Below are 19293 nucleotides of genomic sequence, written 5' to 3' on the forward strand. Positions count from 1 at the left end.
AACTTACATCAATAATGAAATTAAGAAAGGCAGCGTAAGCACTGATATAAGCGCACTCAGTACAAATGCAGAGCCTGCTTCTGCTTCCATTGATTCAAAGCGAACAGCAATCATGGCTGCTACCGCTGAGCCTGGGAATGCAACAAGAAGAACAAGCATCGTTGTATTTTCAGCTGACATACCCATTGCCCAAGCAATTAAGAACATTAGCGTTGGCTGAACAATTGTTTTTAAGAAAGCAATGCTAAATGCAGGGATGTTAAAGCTCACTTTACGAATACCCACGGTTACACCAACCGCAAATAATGCTACACCAGAGGTAACGTCCCCTATTTCATTAAAGGAATCTGATAACAAACCTGGAGCATGGAATCCAAGAAGTGTTAAAATAACGGCAATTAGCGGAACCAATGCCAACGGCTCACGTAATCCGTGTGCAAACGTTTTGGCTACAACTTTTGCCATGCTCTCATTTTCTGCTTTTTCTCGTTGTGCAATTGTCCCCATAATCGTAGCCGTAGGATCAAGAAGTGCGTTTACCACAATCCCTGTTACAGCGATAGGTACGGCGACAGCCTCTGACCCAAACAAACTTCCTAGAACAGGAATACCCATAAAAGCAAAAGTTGGTTGGGCAGAGTTCAAGGAGAACATTGCCGCATTGGATAAGTTAAACTTAAATCCAAATTTCGTAACCAAAAATATAATAAAATAAAAAACAAAGATCCCTAAAACCAATGCGATCATAAATGGCCATTGGGCTAGTAACACATCTCGAGGTGTCGTTGTGACACCTACAAATAGATGTGCAGGTAATGCAAACTTTGTAACAAGTGTATTAATCCCTTTTGATGAGTTCTTGTCAAATACATTCAAGTACCCTGCTAGATACCCTAATATAATAACAAAAAAGATCGGTATCAGGATAATAAAAATTTCACCAATTCCCACTTTTCAGGACTCCAATTTCATTTGAGTTTCACTCAGTTAGTTTGACGGTACAATCGATTTATACGTCGGTTCCCACATTGCATCTTTAACTGCCTGTTCGATATTATCAGGAGTTATTCGAGCAACACCATCTTCAATGGCTGCTTTTGCAACAGCAATAGCGACTTCGGTTGATACCGAGCGAAGATCTTCTACTCTAGGCAATATAGCAGCTCCTCTGCCTGTACCTTTTGTTGCATTCGCAACAGCATTAGCAGAAGCAGCAAACATTTTCTCTGTAATAAGTTTCGCTTTTACAGCTACGGCACCAAGTCCAAGACCAGGGAAAACAAATGCATTGTTCGCCTGACCAATTACGTAATCAACACCCTTATAGCTGACTGGAGCAAACGGGCTTCCTGTGGCAATTAACGCTTGTCCATCTGTCCAATTAATAAGATCTTCCGGAACAGCTTCAGCTAGTGACGTTGGGTTTGACATCGGCATGATGATCGGTCGCTCAGTATGAGCCGCCATTTCACGAATGATTTCTTCGTTAAATGCACCGGTTGATCCTGAAGTACCAATAAGAATGGTTGGTTTCACCTGTTTTACAACTTCTAATAAACTAATCTGACCCTGTTCATCTCGTTTCCAATCAGAAACTTCTGAGTCTGGGCGAAGATACGGCTTATGGAAGTCTGCTGTATTGCCTCTGTCTTCTGTTAGCAATCCAAACTGATCGACAGCCCAGAAGTTTTTATAGGCTTCTTCCTCTGTAATTCCGTTTAATGCCATGGCACCAACAATTTGATCAGCGTTCCCAATCCCAGCTGAACCTGGACCAAATACAACGACACGCTGTTTTTCTAAAGGTTGCCCTGTTACTTTCAAGCCTGAAACAACAGCTGATAACGTAACGGCTCCAGTTCCTTGGATATCATCATTAAAATTCAGAACTGAGTCTTTGTAATCATCAATAATTTTACGCGCATTCGCTCCACCAAAATCTTCCCAATGAAGCAAAGCTCCAGGGAATTTCTTTAATGCCTCATCTACATAAGTAGAAATAAATTGATCATACTTTTCACCACGAACACGTTCGTGACGCTCTCCTATATACAATGGATCATCAAGAAGCTTTTTATTATTTGTACCTGCATCCAACACAACTGCCAGAACACGACTAGGATCAATTCCTGCTGCAGCTGTATATACAGCTAACTTACCAATCGCAATTTTAATTCCTCCAACTCCCCAGTCTCCTATTCCTAGGATGCTTTCAGAGTCAGTAGCTACAATGACATCAATATCCTCTGGATTTGCATCAATGTTATCAAAGGCTTTAGAAATACCATCTAAATCATTAATAGAAAGATACAATCCTTCTGGACGATAATATTCATGGCTATATTCCTGGATTGCTGTACCTACAGTTGGTGTGTAAACGATAGGTAGCATCTCAGCAATATGCTTGCTAAACAAATGATAAAATAAGACTCGATTACGGTTAGCTAAATCACTTAGCACAACATTTTTTCGTAAGCTTGTCGGTTGCGAAAGAAATTGCTCATACGCTCGATCACTTTGTTCTTTTATAGTTAATACAGTCGGGGGAAGTAACCCTTCCAAATCTAATTCTTTTCTTTCTTCTTCCGTAAAAGCAACGCCTTTATTTAAGCTTGGATTCATTAATAAATCCTTACCTTTTAAAGCTGTTTTCACTTCTTGTTTAGATAAAGTTTGTGTTGAATTCACAATAGGACCTTCTTTCGTTTAGTTAAAGGTTATTTCCTTTAATACTTCGCGACACAAAATATACACCCTTGACAATTTCATGTCAATGTGATTCATACTTTATTTAGTTAGTTTATTATTTATTAAATTTATAAAAATATGTATGGACTCAATTAAGCATTTTTCTAGACAACTTTGGCTAAAACTGTAATCATTAAAGTAATATAGATATCCCTTAGAGGTGACAGCAGTGATAAGACTAGCAACAGTTACAGATATTCAACATATAGCAAGAATGGCAACAGAAACCGTGCAAATCATGAAGGAAGAAAAAAATGATCAATGGGATGAAACGTACCCACTACCCGAACACTTTCAACATGATGTGGAAAATGGAACAATTTTTGTGAAAGAGCTTGATCATGAAGTTGTTGGCTCAATCACCATTGACCGTGATTTTTCCGAAGCCTACAGCCACTTCTCCTGGGAGCAGCCCATTGAGCAGACTATGATTTTCCATCGGTTAGTCGTAAACCCCGCTATTCGTAAAAAGGGAATTGCTTCACAGCTAATTGAATTTGCAGAACAACACGCAAGAACAAAGGGATGTACGTCTATGAAGGTCGACACCTATTCATTAAACCAAAAGGCTCAAGGACTTTTCCTACGACATAGCTACCGTCCAGTTGGAGAATTAAAGTTGCCTGAGCGAGCGAATCCCTTCTACTTTTATGAGAAGACTCTGATCTAAGCACAAAAAAACCACCATTCCGCAATGACGAAATGGTGGTTCTTTGTATGTTATTCAACAGTTATAGATTGAATGATTTGCTCCTGACCTTCTAGCGGCTTGCTCTGATCGTCTGTTTCAACAGCTACAATTTCATCTACAACATCCATACCTTCAGTGACTTTTCCAAATGCCGCATAATCACCATCAAGATGAGGTGAATCTTCTACAACGATAAAAAACTGACTACCTGCTGAATCAGGATCTTGGCTTCTAGCCATTGAAAGTACACCACGATCATGCTTCAAATCATTTTCAAATCCGTTGCTTGAGAATTCTCCCTCTATAGAATGGTCAGGTCCTCCCATTCCCGTACCATCCGGATCTCCACCTTGAATCATAAACCCAGGGATAATACGGTGAAAGGTTAATCCATCGTAAAAACTATCTCTAGCAAGTGAAACAAAATTCTCCACTGTTTTTGGAGCAATGTCAGGATATAGCTCCATGACCACTTCTCCACCGTTTTCCATTGTCATCGTAACATTTATTGGATCTTCTGTTGCTGTCTCTTCTGGATCATTATTAGACGTTCCACATCCACTTATGATAAAAAGGCTTGTCAATAAAGCCATTCCAATACTTTTTGTCCATTTCACGATTAAAACCTCTCCTTTTTCGTCGATGTCTCTTACCTCTTATCATACTACATGAAGTTTAAAACAATAAAAAGACAAGACCCTATCTATTCTTCCTTTCATCACAATATGTGACAATTCAAGGGTCAAGAGAGTGTGATGAAAACGCATACAAAACAAAATTTGTCGGTGTTACACTAAAAAAGAAGGGAGGCCACATCATGTATCTTGATAGTCGCAGTACGGACTTATTAAACGATGTTGTATCAAACCCTGCTCTAAAAAGTTCGGATCTTGAACAAAAGCATAATCTTAATCGTCGTCAGTTAAAATACAGTTTTGACAAAATTAATGATTGGCTAAAGACCAAAAACCTTCCAAAGATTGAACGAACAAAAAAAGGTTCATTTATGATTAGTCCGCTTTTATCATCAACAATTCTTACAGATGAACAAGAGGTGGTCCAGGAAACCATTCCTTCTGAAGGTGAAAGAGTGCTGATGATTTTACTAATGCTAATCAGCAGGCAAGAAGAGTTATCCTTGCTTCATTTTACAAGTGAATTGGAATTTAGTAAAAATACGATTTTAAATGATCTAAAAAAAACTCAAACGTATGTGGATCGTTTTCAAATTAACATCACCTATTCAAGACGACATGGTTATGTTCTCACTGGCAAGGAATTTTCTAAGCGCAAACTATTAATCTCGTTAGTTCATAGCTACTTACTGATTCATCACGGTAAACGTTATCTGATTAAAACTACAGACATTAGTCAGGATGAACTTAAAAAACTGAGAGAAAAAATGACGCATGTTGAATCTGAACTGGGACTTAAGTTTACTGATGACAAAATCGAAGCAATGCCATTTATTTTAGCACTGCTTCTTAGAAGAATTAAGCAGAAGAAAACAATTGATCCATTTTATGTTCATTATGATGAACTCTCAGACACCAAAGAGTATCTGGCTACAGAATTAATTTTAGATGAAGCAGGTCATGTACCAATCAGTGACAGACTATTTATTACTCTTCATTTACTCACAGCCAATGTGTATTGGTCAGAGGCAATTACAGAAGATGTGATTCCTGAACTTAGAGAGGCCTTAAGTGAAATGCTTGAGCTTTTCGAAAAACGTTCCTGCATCTTTTTAAGAGATAAGGAACAGCTGCTTGCTAAGCTGATGCTCCACACAAAACCAGCTTATTATCGAATTAAATACCGACTAACAGATATGAATGAAATTCATCAATCTACCAGTCCAGAATTCGATGAGCTTCATCACATTGCTCGGTTAGCAATGCGTCCACTAGAGAAATTGATTGGTGAACCAATCCCTAATCATGAAGCGATGTACCTCAGCATGTTTTTAGGAGGCTGGTTAACCAAACAAGGTGATAGTCTTCAAGAGAAAATTAAGGCAGTGGTTGTTTGTCCAAAAGGAGTATCCATTTCAAGGCTGATGCTCTCTCAATTAAATGAACTTTTTCCTGAATTCATCTTCCTTGAAGCACTTTCGGTCAGAGAGTTTCAAACGTACAGCTTTCACTATGACTTAGTTTTCTCACCTATTTATGTCGAGACAGATAAAAAGTTATTTATTATTTCTCCTCTAATGAATGAGAGTGAGAAGCTACGTTTGCGAAAACAAGTGATGACTGAGACAGAAGGATACGTCCCTTCAGATGTACAAATGGATCAGCTTATGCACATTATTGAAGCCCATTCGACTATTGAAAATAAGGAGGCTTTACAGGTAGAGCTAAGTCGTTTTATGAACCAGGATCAACCGACACATCATAGTTTGCCTGAAGCAATTACACCTGATTTATCTGATTTTTTAACAGAGCAAACGATTCAACTCGCAGATCGGGTTCATTCTTGGGAAGAGGCTGTTGCGCTTGCTGGCAAACCATTGCTTACAAACAACAGTATTACATCATCCTATATCGATGCTTTACAGAAATTAGATTCAGAGGACCCCTATATTGTGATTGGGTCTAATACCGCTATCCCTCACGCTGATCCAGAGGAAGGGGTAAAACGTGTCTCAATGAGCTTGCTGCAGTTAAAGGAAGGGGTGACATTCGCAAAGTCATACACTATCCACACAATTGTTGTCATTGCGGCTCCCGATAAATACCAGCATCTGCGGGCACTCAGACAATTGATTAAGCTATCTCAAGATTCAGAAGCAATGAATACGATTAAGGTCGCTGACAATGCACGCGTGCTTGCACAACAAATTAAGCAGAATATTTCAATCGAACCACTCTAAATTACTTTTTCAAAGAGGTGCCACATTATGACAACCGTTTTTATTGACGAATCACTCGTCTTACATGACATTCAAGCTTCTTCTAAAGAAGATGCACTAAGACAGATGGCAAACAACATGTTAGAACAAGGCATTGTGAAAAGTAGCTATGTTGAAGCCATCATTGAAAGAGAGAATAACTATGCCACAGGTCTTCCAACAAAAGGAGTGCCCGTTGCAATTCCCCATACAGATCGAGAGCACGTCATTCAAAAAAGCATCAGTATTGGTGTACTTAAGGACCCTGTAGATTTTGTCATTATGGGGGAATCTGATCAAACCGTTCCTGTTAAGCTCATTTTTATGCTTGCTATGGATGAAAACCATACCCAAGCTATCACTTTTGCAGAAGCTTATGAGTGTGTTCCAGGATGAGCAGAGATTGCTCTATTTAGCAGGAGAAAAGGATAAAACAAAACTGATTGATGCGCTTCGTATTAGCCTTGATTTAACTTTAGAAGGAGGTGAAAAAGCATGAAAAAACGCGTATTAGTAGCTTGTGGGACTGGAATTGCAACGTCCACCATTGTGAATGATGCAGTTGAAACCATGATTAAGGAAAACAAAATTGACGCAGAGGTGCTACAAATTAAAGTTTCTGACATCTCTTCTTATGTTGACTCAGCTCATCTTTTGGTCACAACAACAATTGTTAAAACAGAATACCCATTCCCTGTCATCAACGCTCGCTCGTTCCTTACTGGAATTGGGTTAGATGAAACAAAACAAGAGATTTTAGATGAATTAAAAAAATAACAAAGTATGGATGGTGTCCCGATAATCCGGGACCCATCCTGCTATCACTAATTTTTGAACGCAATGGTACACATATAGATAAATTTGTACTAAATAAAGGAGGCACTATTTATGCAACAAGTCATTGATGGACTTCAAGCATTTCTGGATCTTGGCCCTACAGTCATTTTACCCGTCGCTATTTTTCTTCTCGGATTATTTTTCAGACAAAAAATCGGTAAGGCGTTTCGTTCAGCCATCACAATTGGTGTCGCATTTGTAGGGATCTTCCTAGTCGTTGACTTGCTCGTTAACAACTTAGGACCTGCTGCAGAAGCAATGGTTGCAAGACTTGGCGTTGAATTAAATATCATTGATGTCGGTTGGCCTGCTGCAGCAACGATTTCATGGGCAAGTCCAGTGGCTGCGTTTGTTATTCCCCTCGCCTTAATTGTAAACGTACTTATGCTTGTAACAAAAACAACCAAAACAATGAACGTAGATATTTGGAATTTCTGGCATTACACATTTATTGGAGCAATTGTCTATGTGCTTTCTGATGGAAGCTTTGTTCAAGCTCTAATCGCAGCTGTTATCTTCCAAATTATTTGTTTAAAGGTTGCCGACTATACAGCACCAATGCTTGAAAAATACTTTGAGCTACCGGGTATATCCGTTGCAACAGGAAGTACGATTTCATATGCAATCCTGGGTATTCCGCTCGTCAAACTCTTACAAAAAGTGCCTGGTATCAACAAGTTAAATGCTGATCCTGAATCTATCCAACGACGCTTTGGTGTATTTGGTGAATCTCTCATTATTGGTTTAGTTCTTGGTTTACTACTTGGTGTATTAGCCGGCTACAGCGTTGGCGATACGATTAATATCGGGATGTCTATGGCAGCGGTTATGCTCCTGATGCCACGTATGGTGAAAATTTTAATGGAAGGTCTAATGCCTGTATCCCAATCAGCCAGAGAATTTTTAAACAAACGATTTGGCACAAAGGATATCTATATTGGCTTAGATGCAGCCGTTGCGATCGGCCATCCATCTGTTATTGCAACAGCCTTACTGCTGGTACCTATTACGGTTATCCTGGCTATCATTCTTCCAGGTAACAACGTCCTTCCATTTGGTGACCTTGCAACGATACCGTTTATCGTAGCCTTTATCGTCGGAGCAGCAAAAGGAAACATCGTACACTCTGTTATTGTTGGATCTGCTTTAATCGGCTTATCCCTTTATATGGCTACTGATATAGCTGTGCTTCATACACAAATGGCTGAAAGTGCTGCATTCCAAATCCCTGAAGGTACAAGCCTAATCTCTAGTATTGACCAAGGCGGTAACCATGTGAACTACGTTATTTATAAGCTGTTTCAACTATTTAATTAATTGGGAGGCACTCTTATGAAAGCATTGGTAAAAGAAGAACTTGGCTTCGGAAACCTAACTCTCTTGACTGTCGATGAACCTGCCGTTCGAGAAGGACAAGTGAAAATAGAAGTGAAATACGCTGGCATATGTGGCTCGGATCTACACACATATGAAGGAAACTACAAAGTGAATGCACCTGTCACTCTTGGGCATGAATTTTCTGGTGTGATTACTGAAGTAGCTTCAGATGTAACAGAGTTAAATGTAGGAGATCGAGTCACTTCTGAAACGACCTTCTATGTTTGTGGAGAGTGTCGCTATTGCCAAACAGGGGATTTTAATCTATGTAATCATCGAAAAGGACTAGGAACACAAGTTAACGGTGGGTTTGCCAAATATCTTGTCGCAAAAGCAAGCAGTGTTCATAAGCTGCCTGATCATGTTGATTATGCATCAGCTTCTTTAACGGAACCACTTGCTTGTGCCCACCACGCTGTTAAAAAAGCAACGATAAGCCCTGGTGATGTTGCTGTGGTGCTTGGTCCAGGTCCAATTGGATTGTTAACGGCTCAAGTGGCTAAAGCATATGGAGCGAAAGTAATTATCACAGGGCTTGATAACGATTTAACCCGTTTAAATAAAGCAGAAGAGCTAGGTATTGATTCTGTTGTAAATATACAAAAAGAAAACATTCATGACATAGTCAATAGCTTTACTAATGGATATGGTGCAGACCTCATATTTGAATGTACAGGTGCTGTGCCTGCAGCCAATATGGGACTTGATCTGCTTGCGAAAAAAGGACAATTTGTTCAAGTTGGGATCTTCCCACACGCTAAAATCGAAATCGATTTTGAGAAAATTATTCAAAAGGAAATACGTGTTGTTGGAACACGAAGCCAAAAATCAGCCGATTGGGCTCCATCACTTGACATGATGAATGATGGACGAGTGAACGCCAAAGCCCTCATCACCCATGAATTCAGTATTGCAGAATGGGATAAAGGCTACGAAGCGATTAAAAGTGGAGAAGCCATCAAAGTGTCCCTACTGCCATTAGATCAAAACTAGGAGGTAGATGAATATGATTCAATTTATGGTCGATTCAATGCTAGGTCCCTATGGAAAAATGGTCAGCACGTTTTATTTAGATCACCAATTAATCATTAACTCTTTTGTGGTAGGTATCGGAATGATTAGTCTGATTAAGAAAAGAAAGAAACAAGAGACAACTACAACCTCAAATTCGCTCACATAAGGAGTCAAATCATGCATGCACTTAACTTATATGGGATAGAGGATTTGCGTTATGAACCTCTCACAATGCCGGTACTTGAAGCGAGTGATGACGTGATTATTCGTGTCCAAATCGCAGGTATCTGTGGTTCTGACCTCTCTCGTTACAGGAAGCTTGGTCCATATGTAAAAGGTATGACATGGGGACATGAATTTGCAGGAATTGTTGAAGCTGTTGGAAAGTCCGTTACTCATCTAGCACCAGGTGACCCGGTGGCTGCGTGCCCCACAATTGCCTGTGGCCAATGTCTCAGCTGTCAAAAAGGTATCCCATCCCAATGTGACAACCTTTCTGTTATTGGCGCTAGACAACCAGGAGGATTTGCAACCTTCACAAAACTCCCTGCACAAAATGTTCTCCCTTTGCCTGATTCTATTTCCATGGAACAAGCGGCTCTAGTTGAACCTTCTGCAGTTGCGGTCCATGGGTTGTACCTAACGAGCTTACAACCGGGAGGAAGTGTAGCTGTTCTTGGTTGCGGAAATATCGGCTTATTATCAATCGCCTGGGCAAAAATTTTTGGAGCAGCTGCCGTTTATGCGATTGACATTGACTCAAAAAAACTTGAACTAGCCAGACAAATGGGAGCCGATTATTTAATTAATCCAAAAGAAACGCCTGCACATGAACAACTTCTCAAATTGACCGACAATCAAGGAGTAGATGTTGCTATTGAATCTGCCGGCTCTCCCGTTACGTCGGCGCAAGTTTTTGCCCTGCCACGTAAAGGTGGTGAGGTAGTCTTTATGGGCATACCTTATGGCGATGTTGCCGTAGAACGGTTCTACTTTGAGAAAATTGTTCGAAATGAATTAAAAGTGTTCGGCTCATGGAATGCGGTCTCTGCACCATTTCCTGGAAGAGAATGGTCAGCTACCTTGCAAAAGATGAGCACAGGTGAACTAGATGTACGTCCGATGATCACTCACAAACTTTCTCTGCAAGAAGGTCCTCAAGCATTTAGTGATATCATTACTCAAAAAGAATTTTACGGGAAGGTTTTACTCTGCCCTAATAAATTCTAAAAAGCCAAGTGATACTTAGACGTATCACTTGGCTTTTATAGTATCAATCTATCAAATAATCTGGTGGTCTCGCCCATATTTAAGCAGCTGCTCATAGGCGTTTCCTTCAAGCCCAAGCATCATGCAAAAAGCTGGCTCTGTTTTCAACCCCAGATTCTTTAAGCGAATAATCTGTCTTCGGAGTAAGGGCTTCTGCTTTAAGAGGGTAGCTTCTATCAACATATGCAAGTAGGCATTCTGCTTTGTGACACATTTTGGTTGCCCAAACAATTCAAACTCATAGCCTTTATAGATAAAATTAGCTTTAATTGTAGGCTCGCCTCTTACTTCAAAACGTTTCACTCTAAAATCATCATAATGACCGTATAATCGGGTCATTTCTGCTTCCACCTCTGTGAAATTTGACCGATTAATATGCATCACTATGTCAATATCAGAAGTGTCCACATCAATACCAATTGGGATGGTTCCACATAGTGTTGGAGAGTATGCTGACCATCTATTCATAACATCCAGTGTAGCAATTGCTTGGTACACGGCTCTCTGTCTTGGAGTGCCTGCTTTTAAATACCCTAAGGTTCGAAACATAGCTCTCTCTCCCATCTCATGGTTAAGATCATTACCTAAAGTATATCAATCGTATTTTTAATACTCCAATGTATTAATCTATTATTTCCCTTACAGTTTTGTAAGGTTCAAAAAAGCTATTAGTTGATTCGACAAGACTATAAGTGGGAAAATAGAAAGATCATAGTAGAAACAGGTGATTTGATGATTGGATTTATTGGACTTGGTATCATGGGAGAAAACATGGCAAGAAGGCTAATTGAAAGTGGACAGGAGCTTATTCTTCACAATCGAACAAAAGAAAAAGCAGATGAGCTCATAAAAAAAGGAGCTCAATGGGCGGATACACCTGCACAGGTTGCTGAAAGGGCCGATATTGTCTTCACGATGCTAACCACCCCTTCCGTTGTTGAAGCAGTGATTTACGGAGAGCACGGACTTCTATCAGGTCTATCCAATAACACACTTTGGGTAGATACAAGTACAGTTAAGCCTGCGTACTCTCTTAAATGGGCTAAAGACGCCCGGAATGCAGGAGGAAGATTTGTTGACGCTCCCGTAGCTGGATCAAAAGGACCTGCCGAACAAGGTAAACTGCATTTTCTAGTAGGTGGTAGCAAGAAAGATGTCGAGGAAATAACACCGCTTCTAGACGTAATGGGTCAATCCGTACAACATATGGGCGATATCGGTAAGGGATCCGCAACAAAGCTTGCGGTGAACCTGACGCTTGTCCAATCAATGGCAGGTTTAGCTGAGGCTGTAAGCTTTGGTGAATCAGTTGGTTTAGATCGAGCACAGCTAACAGATCTACTCTTGATGCTTCCAACTACTGCACCTGTACTCGATGGAAAACGAGATATGATTGTGAACGGAACATTTGAGACACAGTTTCCACTTGAGCACGCTTATAAAGACTTACAACAACTTTCCGAAACAGCTTATGAAAGCGGGGCACCACTTCCTATTTCACATGCAGCCAAAGAACTTTTTGCTTTTGCCAAACAAAAAGGACTCGGCCGTGAGGATTTCGCTGCAGTATATCTTGCTCTAAAACAAGAGAAATAACGATAAAAAGTGCCGGTGAAATGATCTCACCGGCACTTTTCTTCACTCAATAACTAACTTCTATCTCTTCTATTTCCCCGTTCTCTTTTGTTAATAGTAATGTATCAACATTAGACAGACTGCGACTCTCTCTCAGATACCCACTATACTGTTGATCATCTTCTTCTATCTGCAACTCTGCTACTTCTTCACCGTCGCTTTGTAACGTAAGTAGCTTGGATTTCATTCGCATCTCCACGCTCGATTAACACTCCACTATGTCTTTCAGTTCCCGCTAACGTAACCAAACTAATTCCTTCGCTCAAATTGTTCTTTTCAGCAATAGCTTGAATCATATCTTCTCCAGGGGCTACCTCTAAGATTCCAATACGATTTGCGTGCTCAAAGAAAAATACAGACGGACCATGTGTCTCTTCCTTGTGAATACTAAGAATGTTGTATTTCTCTTCTTTTATATATGTAAGCCCTTTATCAAATGCCCGCTCTGAAGGCGTTGGATAAAATCCAACAAAATATATTGCAATCCCAATCATTCCTATTAGAGCAATGCCTAAAGAAATCCATTTTCGTTTTGTCACATACTCTTCCCCTTTTTCATACTGACTTTAACCTATATCTATTTTATGGTTAATTAAGTCACTTGTCTAACCAGTATGTCATTCTTTTCAGAACAATCACCTCTCCCATAAGCATAATTCCAAATGAATTCGGCCATTTGGCCGGAAGGGGATGCCCTCAGCTTCTAGAAGTTCTCGTTGCGTTCCCTTTCCACCAAATATAAGATCAGGCGATGGCTCGCCTGATTTTTTTATCACTCGATGACTCTGTAACCCACGAGGTGCCTGACGCATCGCCCAGCCTACTACTCTTGCATTATGTGGCTGCTCCAGTAATCGCGCTATTTGTCCGTACGTTGCAACGCGCCCTTCTGGAATCTCCTCAACCACTTGATAGACACGTTCAAAAAATGATTGTTCCATTTGCTCCCTCCTACATTTTATAGAGAGCTTGCCTCTCTTTTAAGTGAGTGTTGAAACCATAAGTAAACAGCCATTGAACACATAATCAAAACAAGCAAACAGAGGTACACAAATCCATACTCGTGAATAACTGAAACATTCACATGGAATGAAATCAAAATGCCACAGATTGCAACGGATAAAGATCCACCCATAAATTGAGCCAGCTGCATCATACCCATACCTGAACCGATGTATTCATCTGGAAGGATTCTTGAAACTTCATTGTTTAGTGCACTTAATGTTGCAGAAAATGCTGGTGAGAAAAATAGGTATCCTATTAGAATTACCAATGGTGAGACGGATGTAAACACAGCAAATACCGCTGCAACACCTGCAAGTAGCACATGTCCCCATAACAAGAATCTTCCATTTCCTAAGCTATCTATACCTCTTCCTACATATCTGGAGATAACAGCCGTTAAAATTGCCCCTGGTGCAATAATAAAACCAATGCCCATTGCTGTTGTTTGAAATTCATTCGCTAGTACTAAAGGCATTAAAAACAAATTACCTAAATTAAGTGACATCACACAAAAACCAACTACTAATAACTTTACATACGCCGGTTGCTTTAATAGCTCCTTGCGAATAAACGTCGGTTTTTTTCTCCTTAAATAGAAACCATGTATTACAATCGAACCTAAACAGATCAAAAGCATCCAAAGAGAACGTTGTGTCACAGCTAGCAGAAGTGTAATTGTATTGACTACAGTTAAAACTCCACCAATCACATCAAACTGAAAAGACCTTGGTTTCTCTTTTGGTAATAGTGGAATAATAATTGGAAAAATCAAGATAACAAGGCAGGTGATTGCAAATAGACCGGCCAAGCCAAATGTCTGATAGACTATGCCTCCAACAATAGGACCCATTCCAAATGCCATTGCACTAGCAGCAGAAATTAACGCTAATGCACTACCTCTGCGTTCATAAGGAATGTATCTACTTACAATAACCATGCCGAGTCCAGCTATTGCCCCTGCTCCACCTGATTGTAGGATTCGTGCTAATAATAATGTATTAAAGTCTGTTGCAAAAATTCCACACACGGAACCTGCCATTAGAATCGTAACACCAATCGCAATTAATAGACGGATCGACACGGAGTCAGATAAACGACTATAAATAACAGTGGTAAGAGCATAACCTATTGAGTAACTAGAGATAATCCAGGAACCGAGCTCAGCCGTAACTTCTAACTGTCCAATGATGCCTGGTATCGACACATTAAACATGGTTGTATTCATAATGACAATAAAAAGCCCAAATGCCCATAAAGGCACGATTAAACGATCATTCATTTTTTTCATCCTATTCTTAAACACAAACCACTTTCGATGGTACGTATTACGTTTTATCGAACCATTATATCTTAAATGAATAGGAATTGCTTACTTCGAGTCTCTAACTATTATTGATTCTCCCCCTTTAAAACGTTACCAATCCCTTCAAACGAACCTTTACTTATTTTTATAAAAAAAGAAGCTCAACCTAATGTTAAGCTTCCTCTTCATTTTCACTTTCCACCTGTTGATTTGTATATCCCTGATAGTTTTTTTGTATAAGTTCTGCAAACCAGAGATAATAACTTCGAGCTTCTTCACGAGGAATGTCCTTTATAAAGGTATATTCAACTGGTTTGCCTCGTGTTGCGATCTGTAGTGAAGCTAGTCCAACTGACGTTGCAACCAAGTTTCCTGCAACGTCACCTCTTCAATTTTTTTCATTCCTGTTGTAGTGAGCTCGTTGAAAATCCCACCAATTTCAACCTGAGTATATGAATCACTAATCTGATATCTAGTGTACTTATAATCAAGTAATCGGTTTAAGATAATCAGAAGAAGTAGAATTAGGCAGACATACCATAAATGACTCCAAGCAATGAAAACAATGACAGACACAAACATCCAGAAATAGCTTGGTCGTAAGAGTTTTACCCATAATGCACGTCGTGGCAGTTTTTTTTCTGGCTGGCTGTACGTAAAACCAGGAATAATCTCTGGAAGAAGTTCTGGTATTCTATCAATCGATAAAAAAGGAAAAATAACTGCTGACTCAGCTTCATCCCCTTCACCTTCTCCACCTGCACACATTAATCTGACCTTTGCAATACCAAACCATCGCCTAATGATTGTCTTAGATACACTCACACCTTGAACTTTACTCTTAAGTAAAGAAATTTCCTTCACTTGTAATAAACCCTTTTTAATATAGATTCGATCGTTATCACTTCGTACTTCAAAGCGACCATATTGCAAAAAGGTTGTTACAATTCCAAATAAACTCGAGATGATCAGAAGAATGATAATGGATACCGCTAACCAAATCCAGTGATCCTTTAGAAAGTCCCACGTACTCTCGAGATACCCATCAAGAGAAAAAATTTCATCCACATTAAAAAAGATTGTGATCAATATAGGGATTAAAGCAAGAATACTAAACGATGTAAAGGACGCTTTCATTAACTCTTTATTCGTGACCGTATAATGATGCGTTTTAGAGTCTATTTTCTGTTCAGCCAATTCGTTATCAGTTTGCTTACCCTTAGCCTCTAAAAACGTTTGGATGGCATTTGCTTGATCGCGTTTCACCATTTTCAAATGAATTGTAGCATCACTAGATGCCTCTGTTTCTAGCTTAAGAGTTGTGACTCGAAACAGTTTTCCAATTATATTTGTTGTTTTGGAGACATTTTGAATTCGATGGTATCGAATAAATTGTTCTTTTTTATTTAACCCACCCTTCCTAATGTGTAGTTCCTGTTCATTGAACTGATAACGAAAATGAAACCATTGGAGAATGGCTAATAGGATGGAACCAGCTACGATAACGAGTAGTCCCCATTTTGCGATTAAGATAAATGTAGAGTCAGAATTTGCATTAACTACCCACATTAAAATGATAGGAAAAATGAATCCTTTCACTACTGATAGCCCTTCAGACAAAAGGAAGGTAGCGTGAAGTCTGTATGGCTTATGTAATTGAATCTCTTGCTCACTCATCTTCAGTCACCTTCGCAAGCATCGCAATTTTCTCTCGTAAGTCTTCTGCTTCGTCTACAGGTAGCGCAGGAATCTCGTGAGACGATGCGGTTGTGCCGATTGTAATTGTAGACAAACCGAACTTTCTAAGAATTGGTCCTTGGCTTGTACTTACATGAAGGACTTTAACCATGGGTATTAATAAATGTACATGTTCGATTGCTCCATGTTTTATTTGTATATATTCGTTATCCACGCGGTATCTCCACGTTTTTTGCATATAGATTGGGTAAATGAAAATCTTGTAAATTGCTTGAAGTATGATAAGACCTGTAATGACATACGTTATGTATCCAATCCAATTTGCCCAATCATAATACCAATGCAAAAAGAGAACGGTACCTAAAACTAGTAATGTGATGACATGTGCTATGGTGGATGAGATCCTCCAAACAACCACTGCCTTTTTAGAAATCCGTTGATCTGGTAAAGTAATGCCCTGTTCCATAAGTAACCCCCCTCGTTCTTTCTCATGTTTATATACGTGCTAAAAAGGTAAACTGTTTCATTCTCTGAAACCTTTTTCAAAATAAACCGTAACTTATGTAAAGAAAGTAGGTGCTTCTATGACTAAACGGATCTTCACAATCGCCACAACTATGCTCATTCTTATGCTTTTTGCACCTCTTAAAGCGTTTGCCATTGATTTTATAATTCCCGAATCAACTATTGATGTGTCCCTTTTACCAAATGGTGATGTTAATGTGCACGAAACTCATTCCTATGACTTTGATGATGATTTTAATGGACTGACTAGAATGTTATACGCAACAGAAGGAACTGAAATTAGTGACTTTGAGGCAACAGAAAATGGTCAGCCACTTGAGGTTGAACAGGATGAAGCTCTTTATAAGATCATGCGTCCTGGTAGCTATGAACCTGTTACTGTTGATTTGACCTACGTCATTCATGGTGGTGTTGAGCTTTACCAAGATGTCGCTGATTTTCAATGGGCTTTTTTCGATGCAGCCAATGAAGTGCCTTATGAGAATTTGACGATTACGATTCACCCGCCTGAAGAAACCAATGACGTGATTGCCTATGGCTCTGATAAATCCTTTGGTACAGAAACCATCCAAGAAAATGGCTCCGTACAATTTGCGATTGGCGAAGTGCCTGATGGTTCAAAGGGAGATATTCGTGTTGCATATGCTCCAGAGCTTTTTCCTGATGCGACAGGCAGGAGCGAACAGATAAAAGCTGACATCCTAGCACACGAACAAGAAGGAAAGGATGAAGCAGCAGCGTACGCCTCGATGCAGGATCGACTCTCAAGCTTTGCTATCTTTTTTATTCCGATCGCTGCCTTAGTTCTGCTTTTACTCATCGTATTTTCATACTTAAAATCAAGAAGTGTGTACAAATCATTTGAACGAGCGACAAACTCATTTAGCACCATTCCAAAACAAAAACTCAGTATGCTAGCAACAATTCTATTTACTCGATTAACACTCACACCTGAAGCAATGGCAGCAGGTCTGCTTGATCTAATAAGGCAAGGTTATGTAAAAGAACACGACAAAAATCAGTTCACGTTGCTTCATCGTAAGGGTGCAAACAAACATGAACAGATTTTAATTGAGTGGTTATTTGATACAATCGGTAGTAAAAATGAATTCTCACTTCAAGAGCTTGAAGCCTATGCAAAAAACAAGAAGAACCATGAAGCCTATCAAAAATACGATCAAAAATGGAGAGAAGCGATTAGAGAAGAAGTCAAAGAAGCAAATCTACATCAAAACAAAACGTCTCATAGACTGATCGTTGGCTTGTCTAGTCTGCTGCTAATTCCTCTCTTTATCTTGTTTCCTTTATACGGACTGCCAATGTGGTTGTTCTTTACGATTCTGATTTTTATTGGTTTAGTCGGTTACGCATGTTTCTATCGTCCACGAACGGAAGAAGGCGCACGAATTGCCTACGACTGGAACACATATCAAAAACGAACAGCCGAACTTTCGGTTGAAGAAATGACAAAATGGAAGCAAGATGATCTCATGCGAGCTATTATCTTTGGAATTGGCACAGGAAATAAAAAGCTCCAAGATAAGAATAACGCGCTTGAAGATGTATTTAAAAAACAACCTCTGGCTACAACAGCCTATTCATTTGACGTCTCAACGTTTATTGCCTTGTCTGTTATCACTTCATCCAGTGTTAATACAGCTAACTCTCAAGCTTCTCCATCATCCTCACAATCAGGTGGTTCCCCAGGTGGCGGAGTTGGAGGTAGTGGCGGTGGTTCCGGAGCCTTTTAACATTAAGAAGTGGACATCTATTACTGTCCACTTCTTTTTTATTTTAGATCCAGACGTAACTTCACCGTGTGAATTGTATGACCATAAAATAGTTCCGAGTATTCCTCTTCCAACACAAATCCCATTCTGTTATAAAAGGCCAGTGCAGGTTCGTTTTTTTTTCAACGTCCACATAGATGGTTACTGCATGCTCAAGCTTCGAGAGCACGTCCTTAATCAATGCAGACCAAGCTCCCCTGCCTTGATACTCTGGAAGGATATAAAGTGCTCCAACCGAGGCCTTTTGATCATCCGTCGCTTCTGTAAAATCAGCAAATCCAATGACCGCCTCATCAATTTCTGCCACAATTGTCCTTGGTATTCGATACCCCATAAACTTATCCGAATATGCCTCGTTTAAAAATTGATCTTGAATGGTACGTGGAATCAGATCCTCATACGTATGATGCCACGTCGTACGAGCAATTTGCTGGATAGACCTGCTATCTTGAGTCATTGCCTTTCGAATAATCATAGAAATGCCTCCTTCTTTTACTTTTCGTTCCTT

The 19293-nt window shown here is 39.6% G+C and carries 22 protein-coding genes; 10 read left to right on the forward strand and 12 right to left on the reverse strand.

The annotated features are described in order from the left end of the window. Positions 1 to 3: 3 nt before the first annotated feature. Both NDM98_RS18310 and NDM98_RS18315 read right to left on the reverse strand, forming a co-directional pair. On the reverse strand, positions 4 to 951 hold the full coding sequence (locus tag NDM98_RS18310; protein WP_251610716.1) for an AEC family transporter: 948 nt from the start codon (positions 949 to 951) through the stop codon (positions 4 to 6). Between the two features lie 36 nt (positions 952 to 987). Beyond that, the gene (locus NDM98_RS18315) at positions 988 to 2688 is read right to left on the reverse strand and encodes an NAD-dependent malic enzyme (protein ID WP_308807770.1); all 1701 of its coding nucleotides are present in this window, start codon (positions 2686 to 2688) and stop codon (positions 988 to 990) included. A gap of 229 nt (positions 2689 to 2917) precedes the next feature. Here NDM98_RS18315 and NDM98_RS18320 point away from each other — a divergent pair, with 229 nt between their 5' ends. Then, entirely contained in the window at positions 2918 to 3418 is a 501-nt protein-coding gene (locus NDM98_RS18320; RefSeq protein WP_251610718.1) for a GNAT family N-acetyltransferase, read from the forward strand. Between the two features lie 50 nt (positions 3419 to 3468). On the opposite strand, the gene NDM98_RS18325 is transcribed toward NDM98_RS18320, so the two are convergent. Then, positions 3469 to 4032: a peptidylprolyl isomerase gene (locus tag NDM98_RS18325; protein ID WP_251611135.1), complete on the reverse strand. Its 564-nt coding sequence runs from the start codon at positions 4030 to 4032 to the stop codon at positions 3469 to 3471. 224 nt (positions 4033 to 4256) lie between these two features. Here NDM98_RS18325 and NDM98_RS18330 point away from each other — a divergent pair, with 224 nt between their 5' ends. The 7 genes from NDM98_RS18330 (at position 4257) to NDM98_RS18360 (ending at position 10790) form a co-directional block, all read left to right on the forward strand. Further along, a complete protein-coding gene (locus NDM98_RS18330) occupies positions 4257 to 6314 on the forward strand; it encodes a BglG family transcription antiterminator (RefSeq protein WP_251610720.1) in 2058 nt (685 codons plus the stop codon). A gap of 27 nt (positions 6315 to 6341) precedes the next feature. Next, complete coding sequence (locus NDM98_RS18335) at positions 6342 to 6728, forward strand: PTS sugar transporter subunit IIA (protein ID WP_307728894.1); 387 nt, start codon at positions 6342 to 6344, stop codon at positions 6726 to 6728. Between the two features lie 99 nt (positions 6729 to 6827). Further along, complete coding sequence (locus NDM98_RS18340) at positions 6828 to 7109, forward strand: PTS sugar transporter subunit IIB (RefSeq protein WP_251610722.1); 282 nt, start codon at positions 6828 to 6830, stop codon at positions 7107 to 7109. Positions 7110 to 7220: 111 nt separating this feature from the next. Then, positions 7221 to 8486 carry a PTS galactitol transporter subunit IIC gene (locus NDM98_RS18345; protein WP_251610725.1) on the forward strand — a complete coding sequence of 422 codons (1266 nt, stop codon included), beginning with the start codon at positions 7221 to 7223 and terminating at the stop codon, positions 8484 to 8486. 15 nt (positions 8487 to 8501) lie between these two features. Beyond that, positions 8502 to 9539 (forward strand): zinc-binding dehydrogenase, encoded by a 1038-nt coding sequence (locus NDM98_RS18350; RefSeq protein ID WP_251610727.1) that lies wholly within the window; start codon positions 8502 to 8504, stop codon positions 9537 to 9539. A 13-nt stretch (positions 9540 to 9552) separates the two neighbouring features. Continuing rightward, entirely contained in the window at positions 9553 to 9726 is a 174-nt protein-coding gene (locus tag NDM98_RS18355) for a hypothetical protein (RefSeq protein ID WP_251610729.1), read from the forward strand. A gap of 11 nt (positions 9727 to 9737) precedes the next feature. Further along, a complete protein-coding gene (locus tag NDM98_RS18360; RefSeq protein WP_251610731.1) occupies positions 9738 to 10790 on the forward strand; it encodes a galactitol-1-phosphate 5-dehydrogenase in 1053 nt (350 codons plus the stop codon). A 51-nt stretch (positions 10791 to 10841) separates the two neighbouring features. Here NDM98_RS18360 and NDM98_RS18365 read toward each other — a convergent pair whose 3' ends face one another. Continuing rightward, positions 10842 to 11378: a DUF4269 domain-containing protein gene (locus NDM98_RS18365; RefSeq protein ID WP_251610732.1), complete on the reverse strand. Its 537-nt coding sequence runs from the start codon at positions 11376 to 11378 to the stop codon at positions 10842 to 10844. 123 nt (positions 11379 to 11501) lie between these two features. Here NDM98_RS18365 and NDM98_RS18370 point away from each other — a divergent pair, with 123 nt between their 5' ends. Then, on the forward strand, positions 11502 to 12425 hold the full coding sequence (locus NDM98_RS18370; protein ID WP_251610734.1) for an NAD(P)-dependent oxidoreductase: 924 nt from the start codon (positions 11502 to 11504) through the stop codon (positions 12423 to 12425). Between the two features lie 46 nt (positions 12426 to 12471). On the opposite strand, the gene NDM98_RS18375 is transcribed toward NDM98_RS18370, so the two are convergent. From NDM98_RS18375 to NDM98_RS18405, 7 genes are all read right to left on the reverse strand, one after another. Beyond that, positions 12472 to 12651, reverse strand: coding sequence for a hypothetical protein (locus NDM98_RS18375; protein ID WP_251610736.1), 180 nt, complete (start codon positions 12649 to 12651; stop codon positions 12472 to 12474). Then, positions 12614 to 13003 (reverse strand): hypothetical protein, encoded by a 390-nt coding sequence (locus NDM98_RS18380; protein WP_251610738.1) that lies wholly within the window; start codon positions 13001 to 13003, stop codon positions 12614 to 12616. Before NDM98_RS18380 ends, NDM98_RS18375 begins: the two co-directional genes overlap by 38 nt. A gap of 96 nt (positions 13004 to 13099) precedes the next feature. Then, the gene (locus NDM98_RS18385; RefSeq protein ID WP_251610740.1) at positions 13100 to 13405 is read right to left on the reverse strand and encodes an MGMT family protein; all 306 of its coding nucleotides are present in this window, start codon (positions 13403 to 13405) and stop codon (positions 13100 to 13102) included. A gap of 17 nt (positions 13406 to 13422) precedes the next feature. After that, positions 13423 to 14748 carry an MFS transporter gene (locus NDM98_RS18390; protein WP_251610742.1) on the reverse strand — a complete coding sequence of 442 codons (1326 nt, stop codon included), beginning with the start codon at positions 14746 to 14748 and terminating at the stop codon, positions 13423 to 13425. A gap of 196 nt (positions 14749 to 14944) precedes the next feature. Further along, positions 14945 to 15139: a hypothetical protein gene (locus NDM98_RS18395; protein WP_251610743.1), complete on the reverse strand. Its 195-nt coding sequence runs from the start codon at positions 15137 to 15139 to the stop codon at positions 14945 to 14947. Then, positions 15115 to 16449 carry a PH domain-containing protein gene (locus NDM98_RS18400; RefSeq protein WP_251610745.1) on the reverse strand — a complete coding sequence of 445 codons (1335 nt, stop codon included), beginning with the start codon at positions 16447 to 16449 and terminating at the stop codon, positions 15115 to 15117. Before NDM98_RS18400 ends, NDM98_RS18395 begins: the two co-directional genes overlap by 25 nt. Next, a complete protein-coding gene (locus NDM98_RS18405; protein ID WP_251610748.1) occupies positions 16442 to 16936 on the reverse strand; it encodes a PH domain-containing protein in 495 nt (164 codons plus the stop codon). The genes NDM98_RS18400 and NDM98_RS18405 overlap by 8 nt, the downstream gene beginning before the upstream one ends. Positions 16937 to 17054: 118 nt before the next feature. On the opposite strand from NDM98_RS18405, the gene NDM98_RS18410 reads away from it, so the two are divergent. Beyond that, positions 17055 to 18746 carry a DUF2207 domain-containing protein gene (locus tag NDM98_RS18410; RefSeq protein WP_251610751.1) on the forward strand — a complete coding sequence of 564 codons (1692 nt, stop codon included), beginning with the start codon at positions 17055 to 17057 and terminating at the stop codon, positions 18744 to 18746. Positions 18747 to 18807: 61 nt separating this feature from the next. Here NDM98_RS18410 and NDM98_RS18415 read toward each other — a convergent pair whose 3' ends face one another. Continuing rightward, the gene (locus tag NDM98_RS18415) at positions 18808 to 19260 is read right to left on the reverse strand and encodes a GNAT family N-acetyltransferase (protein WP_251610754.1); all 453 of its coding nucleotides are present in this window, start codon (positions 19258 to 19260) and stop codon (positions 18808 to 18810) included. Between the last annotated feature and the right edge of the window lie 33 nt (positions 19261 to 19293).

Origin of the sequence: Alkalicoccobacillus plakortidis (assembly GCF_023703085.1) — a bacterium.
Lineage (GTDB): Bacteria > Bacillota > Bacilli > Bacillales > Bacillaceae_D > Alkalicoccobacillus > Alkalicoccobacillus plakortidis.